The 11,935-nt window shown below is 54.4% G+C and carries 10 protein-coding genes; 8 read left to right on the forward strand and 2 right to left on the reverse strand.

The genetic code is table 11. The features are described from left to right. The first annotated feature begins 31 nt into the window (after positions 1-31). Both leuS and SH573x_RS30385 read left to right on the forward strand, forming a co-directional pair. Positions 32-2,872 (forward strand): leucine--tRNA ligase, encoded by a 2,841-nt coding sequence (leuS, locus tag SH573x_RS30380; RefSeq protein WP_479351994.1) that lies wholly within the window; start codon positions 32-34, stop codon positions 2,870-2,872. Further along, on the forward strand, positions 2,872-3,645 hold the full coding sequence (locus tag SH573x_RS30385) for a glycosyltransferase (protein WP_479351995.1): 774 nt from the start codon (positions 2,872-2,874) through the stop codon (positions 3,643-3,645). The genes leuS and SH573x_RS30385 overlap by 1 nt, the downstream gene beginning before the upstream one ends. A gap of 9 nt (positions 3,646-3,654) precedes the next feature. Here the strand turns inward: SH573x_RS30385 and SH573x_RS30390 are convergent, their stop codons facing one another. Continuing rightward, entirely contained in the window at positions 3,655-4,170 is a 516-nt protein-coding gene (locus SH573x_RS30390; RefSeq protein ID WP_479351996.1) for a DUF1579 domain-containing protein, read from the reverse strand. A gap of 629 nt (positions 4,171-4,799) precedes the next feature. Between SH573x_RS30390 and SH573x_RS30395 the strand changes: the two genes are divergently transcribed. The 6 genes from SH573x_RS30395 (at position 4,800) to SH573x_RS30420 (ending at position 10,691) form a co-directional block, all read left to right on the forward strand. Next, a complete protein-coding gene (locus tag SH573x_RS30395) occupies positions 4,800-5,861 on the forward strand; it encodes a DUF1559 family PulG-like putative transporter (protein ID WP_479351997.1) in 1,062 nt (353 codons plus the stop codon). Positions 5,862-5,982: 121 nt separating this feature from the next. Further along, the gene (locus tag SH573x_RS30400; protein ID WP_479351998.1) at positions 5,983-6,306 is read left to right on the forward strand and encodes a hypothetical protein; all 324 of its coding nucleotides are present in this window, start codon (positions 5,983-5,985) and stop codon (positions 6,304-6,306) included. A gap of 34 nt (positions 6,307-6,340) precedes the next feature. Continuing rightward, complete coding sequence (locus tag SH573x_RS30405) at positions 6,341-7,858, forward strand: FG-GAP repeat domain-containing protein (RefSeq protein WP_479351999.1); 1,518 nt, start codon at positions 6,341-6,343, stop codon at positions 7,856-7,858. A 149-nt stretch (positions 7,859-8,007) separates the two neighbouring features. Then, positions 8,008-9,240, forward strand: coding sequence for a tetratricopeptide repeat protein (locus SH573x_RS30410; protein WP_479352000.1), 1,233 nt, complete (start codon positions 8,008-8,010; stop codon positions 9,238-9,240). Positions 9,241-9,492: 252 nt separating this feature from the next. Next, positions 9,493-9,951 (forward strand): hypothetical protein, encoded by a 459-nt coding sequence (locus SH573x_RS30415; protein WP_479352001.1) that lies wholly within the window; start codon positions 9,493-9,495, stop codon positions 9,949-9,951. A gap of 305 nt (positions 9,952-10,256) precedes the next feature. Then, the gene (locus SH573x_RS30420) at positions 10,257-10,691 is read left to right on the forward strand and encodes an SMI1/KNR4 family protein (protein WP_479352002.1); all 435 of its coding nucleotides are present in this window, start codon (positions 10,257-10,259) and stop codon (positions 10,689-10,691) included. A gap of 309 nt (positions 10,692-11,000) precedes the next feature. Here SH573x_RS30420 and SH573x_RS30425 read toward each other — a convergent pair whose 3' ends face one another. Beyond that, entirely contained in the window at positions 11,001-11,903 is a 903-nt protein-coding gene (locus SH573x_RS30425) for a hypothetical protein (protein WP_479352003.1), read from the reverse strand. Positions 11,904-11,935 lie beyond the last annotated feature (32 nt).

Raw genomic sequence — 11,935 nt, forward strand, 5'->3', positions numbered from 1 at the left:
GTCCGTCCTTCGCTGAAACCCGACTTTTATTATGCCGCGTTACAATCCCGCCGAGATCGAACCCAAGTGGCAAAAATATTGGGAGAACCACCAGACGTTTCGCACCCCCGATTTGCCTAGGGGTGAGAAATTGTATGTGCTGGACATGTTTCCGTATCCCAGCGGAGCCGGATTGCACGTCGGGCACCCGGAAGGATATACGGCCACCGATATCGTCAGCCGCTACGGACGCATGCGTGGCAAGACGGTCTTGCATCCCATGGGATTCGATGCCTTCGGGTTGCCGGCCGAAGAGTACGCCATTCGGCACAACGTACCGCCCCGCGAGTCGACGGAGAAGAACATCTCCGAGTTCACCCGCCAATTGAAAATGCTGGGCTTCAGCTACGACTGGGACCGCGTCCTGGCCACCACCGATGTGGAGTACTTCCGCTGGACGCAGTGGATCTTTCTAGTATTGTTCGATACTTGGTACGACACCGCAGCCGGCCAGGGCCGGCCGATCAGCCAACTGCCCATTCCGGCCGAGGTGTCCGCCCAAGGCGAGTTCGCCATCAACCAATATCGCGATTCGTTCCGGCTAGCCTATCAAGACGATGCCCTGGTGAACTGGTGTCCGGGTCTGGGGACGGTACTGGCCAACGAAGAAGTGATCGACGGTCGCAGCGAACGCGGCGATCATCCGGTTCAGCGTATTCCGCTGCGGCAATGGATGCTGCGGATCACCGCCTATGCCGAGCGTCTGATCGACGATCTGGAAGGTCTCGATTGGTCGCCCAGCATCAAGAAACTGCAAACCGACTGGATCGGTCGCAGCCTAGGTGCAGAAGTCGATTTCTACTTGGGCACTGCCGCCGACTTTGCCGCTTGGCGCCAAGCGCGTAGCCGCAGCGGGTTGCCGGTGAACAATCCCACCGATGCCCTGCGCGTCTATACGACTCGACCCGATACCTTGTTCGGCGCGACCTACATGGTGATCGCGCCTGAGCATCCGCTGGTTGAGCAACTGACTACGACCGAACAACGCGCGGCGGTTGAAACATATCGCCAGGCAGCTTCGTTCAAGAGCGATCGCGAACGCACCGAAGGCGAACGCAAAAAGACTGGCGTCTTCTCTGGTTCGCATGCGATCAACCCCGTGACCGAGCAACCGATTCCGATCTGGATCGCCGACTACGTGCTGGCCAGTTATGGCACCGGCGCGATTATGGCGGTACCCGCTCACGATGATCGCGACTATGAATTTGCCAAGCAGTTCGACTTGCCGATTATTCAAGTCGTTGAGCCTGGCGAAGGTGTCAGCCAAGAAGACCGCGACAAGATTCAAGCTGGCACCAAGTGCTTTGCGGACTCGGGCATCGCGATCAACTCCGGTAGTTATACCGGCCAAACCACCGACGAGTGCAAATCCAAGATCACGGCACAGCTAACTGAGCAAGGCTTGGGACGTCAGGCAGTGAACTACAAGTTGCGCGATTGGCTGTTCAGCCGTCAGCGTTTCTGGGGTGAACCTTTTCCGATTCTGCACGAGTTGGATGCCAGCGGCAAACCCACCGGCGCTATTCGCGCCGTGGATGTGAGCGAGTTGCCCGTCGATTTGCCGTATTTGGAGGATTACAAGCCTCACGGTCGGCCCGAACCACCGTTGGCCAAAGCGCCTGATGAGTGGTTGTATGTCGAGCGCGATGGCAAGCGTTATCGACGAGAAACGAACACCATGCCACAGTGGGCTGGATCCTGTTGGTACTTTCTGCGGTTCATCGATCCACGCAACTCGCAGGTGTTCTGCGACCCAGACAAAGAGAAGGCTTGGATGCCGATCGACTTGTATGTGGGTGGTGCCGAGCATGCGGTGTTGCACCTGCTCTACTCGCGCTTCTGGCACAAAGTGTTGTACGACCGCGGGCATGTAAGCACCCGCGAACCATTTCAAAAGCTGGTTAACCAGGGCATGATCCTGGGCGAGATTGAATTCACAGCCTACAAAGACGAGGCCGGCGCATGGGTCAGTGCCAGCGATGTACGCGTAGGTGAAGAAAAACAGACCTTCCACAAAAAAACTGGCGCGATCGTTACCGGTGCGCGAGTTCCTGAAGAAGAAGTTACCAAGCAAGGTGACGGTTTCGTTTTAACCGCTGTGCCGGATATTCGGGTCGACAGCCGCGCCTTCAAAATGTCCAAGGCCCGCGGTAATGTCGTCAACCCGGACCACGTCGTGAAAGAGCACGGCGCTGATTCGCTGCGTCTGTACGAAATGTTTATGGGACCATTGGAAGCGACCAAGCCGTGGAGCATGGCTGGCGTGAGCGGAGTACGCAATTTCCTGGATCGCGTGTGGCGAATGATCACCGACTCGAAATCCGATGATCTGCAACTGCTACCAGCCATTCAAGATGTCCCGCCTACAGACGATCAGTTGCGCATGCTGCATAAAACGATTGCAGCGGTGACGCGCGATCTGGACAGCATGAGTTTCAATACCTCCATCGCCCGATTGATGGAGTTCGTCAACTTCTTTAACAAAGAAGAGGTGCGTCCGACATCGGTAATGGAGCAATTTGTCTTGCTGCTATCACCGATGGCTCCGCATATCGCGGAAGAACTGTGGTCGTTGCTTGGCCATGCACAATCGCTGGCCTACGAAGCCTGGCCTGCATATAAAGAAGAGTATCTCAAGGAAGCTGTTGTCGAGGTGCCGATTCAAGTCAACGGCAAGATCAAAGGGCGATTGCAGGTGCCCGCCGATACCGATCAAGCTGCCCTGGAGTCCATCGCGCGCAGCGATGCGCGACTCAGCGAGTGGACCGGTGGCAAGACGATCGTCAAAGCTATTGTCGTTCCCGGTCGCCTGGTCAATTTTGTGGTCAAGTAATGCCATTGTCCGAGAGCCAATCTGCGGTCGATGGCTTGCCAGCGACCAATCAGCGTCCGCCACGCGTGTTGGTCATGCTCTGTACGTACAACGAGCGTCACAACTTGCCGGAGATGCTCTCTGCCTTGCGAGCCACGTTGCCAGCTGCCCACTACCTGGTGGTGGACGATAATTCACCCGATGGCACTGGCGACTGGGCCATAGATCAACAATCCGAGCACCCCGATCTTCAGGTGCTCAAGCGCTCAGGCAAGCTCGGGTTAGGCTCTGCGCTACGTGATGGCATCCGCTGGTGCTTGCAGCGTGACTATGATTTCTTGATCAACTTGGATGCAGATCAAAGTCACGATCCGCGCGTGGTCACGGAAGTCTTAGCCCCGAGTTGCTTAGATGTGCGGCAGCAAATCGTCACGATTGGCTCGCGTTATGTGGCCGGCGGGGCGTCGACTGGATTGTCGCCGTGGCGACAACGTCTCAGTCGTTTGTTGAATTGGCAAGCGACGCGATTGTTGAAACTATCCGTGGCCGATTGCAGCGGTTCGTACCGTTGTTATCCGGTCAAGCTCTTACGACGACTGAATCTCGATAGCTTAACATGCAACGGCTACGGATTTTTAGAAGAGATTCTGGTGGCCCTAGCGGAAGTAGGTGCCGAATTTCGCGAGGTGCCAATCACCTATCATGCGCGTGGCTCAGGCAGTAGCAAGCTCAGCTTGAGCGACGCGCTGGGTGCCGTTTCGGTCATTCGCCGCTTGTCAAAACGCCGGCGATAGTACTGACTACTATTGGCGCGTGTATTCGACGGTCATCATCTTCATTTCTTCGCCGCCTTGTGGGGTGAGATACATATCGAAGGTATGCTTGTTCTTGTCAACAATCGTGGTCACCGATTTCCACTTGGCAGGCTTACCGTCTGGGCCAGCTGCATTGGCAATCATCGTTAACTTCTCGCCCTTAGCATCGTAGTCGCCTTCAAACATCATGGGTGCCATCGTCATCGAATCAACCCACACGCTAACATACTTCTTCTTGGCTGGATCGTAACCGTCGAGCCCCTTACCTTGGAACTTCATGCCACCAAAATCGGTGTTGAAGTCGCTAGTCAGCCACAACCCGCCGCACTCGAGCTTGTATTCCGTAGCACCTTTAGATTCGCTGCCCTCGCTCTTGAGGACAAACGACCACTTGCCTTCCAGTTCCGCCAACTTCTTATGTTGCGGAGTCGGCGTGATCTCTTGCGCGTGCATCGACGAAGTTGTTAAAAGACCCAAAACGAACAAAGCTGCGATACGAATCATGAGCAGTACCCCTTGTAAAAAGAAATGTGGCATAGGCTTCCCGCCTGTGTTGTGGCATAGGCTTCCAGCCTGTGTTGTGGCATAGGCTTCTAGCCTGTGTCATGAACTAACGCTCAGTGTACCAACTAGTTTCCGCCTGGGATTTCAACACCAAGAGAGTTTCTTTCTCAAACGCAGCGAGACACCGCCGATCGCGGAGAAAACAGTCACTTTTTCTCTGCGGCCTTCGCGGACTCTGCGTTGAAAAGATGGCTCGGCGAAGGTGGCGAGTCTTATTCGCCGCATACCAACCAATTATTAACGTTCAAATTCAGGCTTTCGAAAGCGCCACAAACAAAACGATATCTACAACTGAGATCTATTGTAGCGTCCGCTATCTGTCGCTTAGCAACTTCTTTTCGAGCACTAAAGCGGTTCTTGGCGCTGTTATCAACCTTATGGTTTGTTCATTAAGAGATCGTAGGACTCTTTTGTGGTGCTCAGCAGGTATTACGCGAGCTCATGACGACCCACACTGCCTAGATTGACCATTGGCGAATGCTAAGCCGCATCTAGAATCCCTAAGAGGGAGTCTATGTGCTTCTGATTGACCTACTCATATCTTCTTTATCGTCGGAGTTCACTTAGTGATGAATCGCAAGAGACAAGGTTTTACCCTGGTAGAGTTGCTGGTGGTTATTGCCATCATCGGCATTCTGGTAGGGCTGCTGCTGCCAGCGGTGCAAGCAGCGCGCGAAGCTGCACGTCGCATGTCATGTAGCAACAACTTGAAGCAACTAGCACTTGCTTTCCACAACTACGAGAGCACCCACAAGAAGGTACCACGTTTGGCGAGCTGGGTTGATTCCGGTGCTGGCATGCAGCAGAGCAACTGGAACGGTTACTCAGCGCACACCATGCTGTTGCCCTACATTGAACAGGGTCCTTTGTTCTCACAACTAGCGTTCAATCAGTATCACTACGACATGACTGTCAAAGCACCAGCCACCGTGCCAGCGATGGTGGTCGGTCACACTCGGATCGCAGCGTTCTTGTGTCCTTCGGACCTCGGATACAACGCTGCTTCCAATATCGATCCAGCGACCAAGTGGGAACTGTCCGATATGGGCTGGAACAACTATGGTTGCAGCGAAGGCTCGAACGTTGGCTGGGATGTCGCAGTAGGCGATCAAAACGGATTCTTCAAGCGTCAGATCGATACCAAGTTCGGCGATGTGATCGATGGTTTGTCCAACACGATCATGATGGGCGAATTCAATAAGGGTGATGCCACCTCGAGCATCTTCACGGTGGTCGGTGGCGACTTCCCCAACGGCATACCTTTTCCAGGTGGATTCACCGCTCAGTTTCCAACACAAGCCGCCATTACCGCTTATGGTCAAAGCTGTTTGGCAGCTGGCACATCCAGCCACCGCAGCGAAGCCGGCTTCCGCTGGAGTGCACCTGGCTTTTACAACACCGCCATCAACACGGTTGCCCCGCCAAACTGGATCTATCCAGCTTGCATGCAGTGCGCCGGTTGCGGTCAAGGTGACTCAGCAGGGGTTTGGCCAACTCGCAGTCGCCATACCGGTGGCGCAATGCACGCCCTGGGTGACGGTTCGGTCCAGTTCATTTCCAACAGCATCGACCTGATCACCTATCAGGCGCTGGGTAGTGCACGCGGCGGCGACCAAGGAAGCCTTGAGTAATCGCAGCTCGTTAAATAACGCAGCACGACTAGATCGTGGTTGAACTTTGCCCCGCCCGAACTCGCCCGGTCAGTCCCGTGAGTTCGAGTGGGGTTTTACTATTTCGACTTTTGGAGACATTATGAATTTCAATCGTAGATGGACGAGCCTGGTCGCAAGCGGGCTGATCAGTTTCGCCCTGGTGGGTTGTGGTGGCGTCAAAGAAGAAAAGTTAGTCGTGCAGACCTCGACGATCGAGGCCAACGTCCGCAAGACCCTGGAAAGTTACGAAAAGACGGGTAAAATGGGGAGCAGTATGAGCTCGCTCTTATCCGACATCAATGGCATCAAAGCGTCCGACTCTGCCAAGGGTGAAGCGTTGACCAAAGATTATCGTGAACTCCAGTTGATGAAGGAGCCGGCTAAGATCAAAGCCAAGGCCAAAGAGATGCTGGGCAAGCTCTAGGACGACCACACCCTGTGTTGATGGTTAAAATGCGATGCCTAAGCGTCTAGTCTTGAGCGATTCAACATTCTTGGCTTTTCTATTGGGCATGAGTGTCTTGAGTGGTTGTGATAACTTCGCAACCACTTCACCGATGAGCAAGTCGTCGGCTTCACCGGCTGCCTTGTCCCCCACTCAGGTCGCCCGCATTGAACGCTTCTGTGGCGATTGTCATTACATGCCAGATCCGATGACGTTCCCCAAGTCGCGTTGGGACAAAGAGGTTGAGCAAGGTTTCAAGTTCTACATCGATTCGGGTCGCACCGATTTGGAAGAACCCACCCACGTGGAAACCGTGCGCTACTTTCGCGAGGCCGCCCCTGAGCATGTCGCTATCCCGACTGTCCAGTCCGAAGCCACCGAACATCGATTCGTGCGCAGTGTTCCCTTGGAGCACATGAGTCAACGTGTCGCATGCGTGGCCCACTTGGCCTGGGATGCCGGACGCGGCACGTTGTTATTGTCCGACATGCGCAACGGCTTCGTCAGCGAACTGGAACCGAGTGCCAAGTGGCAGGCGCGTGAACTGGGCCGTGTTACCAATAGTTGTCGAGTGACACCTTGCGATTTCAATAACGACGGATTGCAAGACTTGCTCGTATGCGACTTGGGCAGCTTCCCGGTGGGTGATCACGACTTTGGCAAGTTGCAAGTCTGGCTGGCCCAAGCCGATGGTCAGTATCAGCCGCTGACGTTGGCCGATCACTTAGCCCGACTGGTCGAAGCTCGGCTGATCGACTACGACGACGATGGCGATCGCGATGTGATTCTGGCTGAGTTTGGCTGGCGCACCACCGGCGCGATGAAGCTGCTGCGCAATCCCGGCGTGGATCCTACTGCTGACAAACCATGGCCAATTGAGATCATCGATAACCGTCATGGGGCTTTAGGGGTTCAAGTTGCCGACTTTGATCTCGATGGTCGTGAAGACTATCTGGTCTCGTTCGCTCAAGAGTTTGAAACTGTTGAACTCTATCACAACGCTGGTCAGGGTCGCTTTGAAAAGCAACAGCTCGTGCGCTTGGTTGATCCTTCCTATAACTCCAGCTCGACAACCTTGGCCGATATCAACGGCGATGGTCGACTCGATATCGTGCATACCAATGGCGATTCGATGGACGCGTTTTTGCCTAAGCCTTATCACGGCGTGCGTTGGTTGGAGAACAAGCCGGACAATACCTGGCAAGTACATGAACTGGGCATGTTAGTCGGCGCCTTGTCATCCTGCGCTGCCGACTTCGATGGTGATGGCGACGTAGATATTGCGGCGGTGGGTATGTTGCCGATTATGGATGAAGCGTCGGCCGACAAATACGATTCGATCGTGTGGTGGGAACAGACGCCGGGTCTGAATTTCAAACGTCATGCGATAGAGCAATACGGCCCCAGCCATGCTGCCTGCACCGCTGGCGATGTCAATGGCGATGGCTTGCCCGATCTGATTGTCGGCATCTGGAACGAAAGCGTAGGGCCGCCCTTAGCAATTTATACCTCTCAGCCCAAAACGCCCTAACTGTAGCCTAGGCTGCCAGCCTGTGTGGCATAGGCTTCCAGCCTGTGTGGCGTGTGGCATAGGCTTCCAGCCTGTGTCTTAGCAACCTCCGCCGTGACCGTGACCCACTACCGCACTGCATAACATTAATGCCATCGAAGAAACCGCCAGTGAAACGTCGAAGATGGATGGTTGTGCTGCTGGTGTTCCTGGGGCTGCTGGCTGCAGCTTGGGGTACCGGCGGTCTGCACTCGCTGGCTCATTTGTATGTTCGTCAGGCTTTGAGTGACGGCCATGATCAGCTGGCTGGCAGTCGTTTGACGTTAGCCAGTTGGATGGGCGATTCGAGTGAGACAACTTTTCTGCAGGCTCGACTTGCCCGACATCGAGGCCAGTACGATCGCATGCTCAAGTTGCTCGATCAAGCGCATCGCCTGGGATATCCAGCGGAACAACTGGAACTGGAAACGTTGCTGGCTCAATCGGAAACGGGTCAATTGGATGACGAGGCTGTTTCGCGGCTGAACGGCTGGTTGCTTGATCCAAGTGTCGATGTGCGCGAAGTGAGCGCGGCGTATGCCAATGGGCTGGCCGCTACGGGTCGTTTTGCAGAGGCGCGGCAAGTGCTTGGTGCGTGGGCAGCGGATTTTCCGCAGGATGCCCGGCCTGTGTATCGGCTCGGTCGCATCCACGAACACGAGCGCAATAAGACTTCGGCCATAGAGACATACCGACAAGCTCTGCAGCGCCAGCGTACTTATATTCCGGCGATCTATGCGCTGGGGCGATTGCTGCTGGACCAACGTCAACTCGATGAAGCCCTAAATGTCTTGCAGACATGTCCGGATGCTGACAATGTTCTTCCCGTCCAAGTCGTGATGGGCATGTGTAAGAAGGCGCAGGCGGAACCAGTGCAAGCTCGACAGCTGTTCGAGCGAGTCCTCTCGCATTCACCGGCAGAGATCGAAGCCGCTTACCGCGAGGTCAACGAACCCAGCGAACGACTGACAGTCGCTGCCGAACTTGGCAAGTTGGAAAGCGACGAAGGCAATTACGCCGCGGCCAAACAATGGTTGGAGAAAGCCATAGCCCACAATCCGCGCGACATTCAATCGCGCTATGCCTATGCGGTCGCCTTGCGCGGCTTAGGTGAGAAACAAAAAGCTGAAGAAGAGTTTGCATATGTCAAGAAAGCCACTGAGGCGTTGGCCGGCGTCAACGTCTTTTGGGATCGCATTGGCAGCAATCCTGCAGATGTTGAGGCCCGTCTGGAGCTCGCCAAAATCTTGCTGGAACATGAATCGGTGCGCAACGGTCTATTCTGGCTGCGAAGTGTTCAAGCGTACGATCCTGGCAATGCACAAGCTCAAGAGTTAATCGAACGATATGCTAAGCAGCCATAAAACAACTTCTTGTACGAGATAATTGGGCGTAGGTCTCATTTTTTAGCGCAGGCCATCAATTCAGATTCAGTGAAAAGGCAGACCTGCCCCCAATTTTTTGGCCGACGCGAAGCGTGCTTTACACGACGCGAAGGAAGGGGGAATGGGAGATCGAACAAAAGAGGAGATCCTGGAAAAGGTCTGGGAACTTTATGAGCAGTTTGGAAAAACAGTGCCTAAATGGCTAGAGTAACACCCTGTATCGAGTTGAAAATGGAAAAGCCTGTCGAACTGATGATTGAAAGTGTAATTGGCCAGTCGGTGTGGCGATCCATCGTCTTTAATGACCGTGCGATCTCGTTCGCCCTAGGAAAGGAAATTGCACAGTCCATTACGATTTCCGCACGTAGTAGAGGCGAATGGGAATTCGGTTCTTATAGCGCCGCATGGCGAGTAATTCGCAACAATCGCATTTTGTTAGGTAGTAATGATGTCATGGGGGATGCATCTGAAAAGAATGCGATTTTAGAGCAAATCGACTTCGGTCGGGTAAGCGGTGTCGAATCAATTGGGATACATGATGTTGTTGTCAAATTTGACTCTGGAATTGACGTAGAATTTTTCTGCAATTTTTCGTTTGACGACGAAGTTTTTTTTCTATTTTGTCCACCCCACCAGTGTGTTGTATTGTCTGTAAACGGTGATTGGTCAGTTCAAAACACACGGACCTAGTGCCAGTTCTTCGAGTTGACCCACAAAAATTGGGGTCAGGTCTGGGTCAGGTCTCAATGAAGGGAGATAATTGGGGTCAGGTCTAGCGGCAGTATAGTTACGTTGCAAACTTCTCGGCTCCATCGCCGTAAGTCGCGTTACTTTACATGTAAAGTAATGGCCAACCGCAGCGGCCCCTCTTCTCCCTCAATGTACGTACCAATGGCAACGAAGTTTGGATACAGCATTCCAGGGTGCTGCCTGTGACGGAGTAGCTCCTTGGCCAATGAGCCCTGTCTGTGGATCTTTGAAGAATAGGAAATGTAATGCTGATTGAGGAATTCGTACCGCTTGTCGAAAAGCTAAGGGAAGAAAGGCCAGTGTGGTTCGGACTCGAGAGTGATCCGCCGGCCACGCTAACGCAAATACAGCATGTTGAAGCCCAGCTTGGAGTACGACTACCGGAGTCCTACCGACTCTTTGTAACAAGGTATGGCGGAGGCTACTTCGCACTCGGAAACCTATTTTCAGTGTTTCCGGGAAGTGACTGGAACATTGTCGAGCGAAACCGAGGCGTACTTGCGTTTGGTTTTTTAGCGGTTTCCGACAATGGTGTTGGCGATCTATACGGGTTTAGAGTGACAGACGGTGTATGTGAAAACGAAATCGAGTTGTTGGACCACGAGACGGGGATCTTTTCCCAACCCAAGTACTCAGACCTATTTGAGTTCCTTGAGGAAACCGCGATGAAACCGCGATGAAAATTAGGACCTGATCCGGACCTGATCCCAGTTTTTCAGGTCCCCGTTCGTAGAGCGGGTGTCCTCAGCCGCTCAGCACCCGCTAACCCAAGCCACTTCGAACCAGACGTCGACTTGATCGGGGACAGACGCCAGGCTGCGATCCGGAGGTCTGGCGACTTCGGCTACAGTGGAAATGACTGAGCGGCCCTGGAGAGCCGCTCTACGGGAGAGCGGGGACAGACCGGACTCACGACTGGTGTGAAGAAACATGCTCAGCGGGTGCGGACGGCTGGGGACAGCCGCTCTACAGGGGCTTGGTTAATGCTACTATTGTTCACTGGCCAGCCGGGCGGCTTCGACTTCTTCGGGGGCGAAGAGTTCGTCCAGAGGATTGGCGACCATTTGAACGACCAGCAGCACGCGTTCGGTGGTGCGTTCGCTCGTGCGCGTACTGAACATGGCCTGGCCCAGGCCGCGCGGGGGATCGGACAGCGAGCACAAAAAGAATTGGCCGGGACCGAGCGTAACTTCCATGGCCATGTAATCCCACACCTGCTGCAACTGGCGAACATCGGGATACTGAGCCATCTTGTTGGGACTGACACGCACCGATTCGATCGGATCACCGTGTTGGATTTCAGGAGTCATCTTCAATCGAGCTCGACCATCCCCCAACGGCGCGGCGCGCAAGTCCAACAAGACACGGGGATTAGTGTACGTGTTGCCTTGCAAATTGCCGTCACGCATATGCAACACAGTAATCGGTTCAGTTAGACCAGGTCGCAAATGCAACTCTTTGCGGCGTCCAGCATGACAGTGCAGTCGCTGCGTATCACTGGGCACCTCCGCGGCCAAACCCAGTCGTTCCATCGAGTTGCCCGGCGAGGAGGAGTTCAACTCCTTCAGACGAGCTCGAATGACTTGCGGCATTTCACCGACCAACACGCCGCACTTCAGGCCGTTGGCGAACATCGCCCGCCGAGTCGACATGTCGATAACGCCTTCATCGACTACGCGCCAAACTTCATTCAGCGCCGCAGCTTGCTCTTCCGGAAAACGAATCAGGACCGCATGCACCACGACCGTATCGGGCGCCAGCTTGGGCGAGCTAAGCACTTGCTTGTCACCAATTGGCTCTTCGCTACGAGCTTCCGTCCGCCAGGGCTCGGTCCATTGATAAAAACGGGCACAACCGCTGCTGACCACCCCAAACAGGCAACTTAATAACACCAACCAATATCGTGGGAATCGGCGCCTTCCAA

The sequence above is a fragment of the Rania fehmarnensis genome (assembly GCF_056494185.1).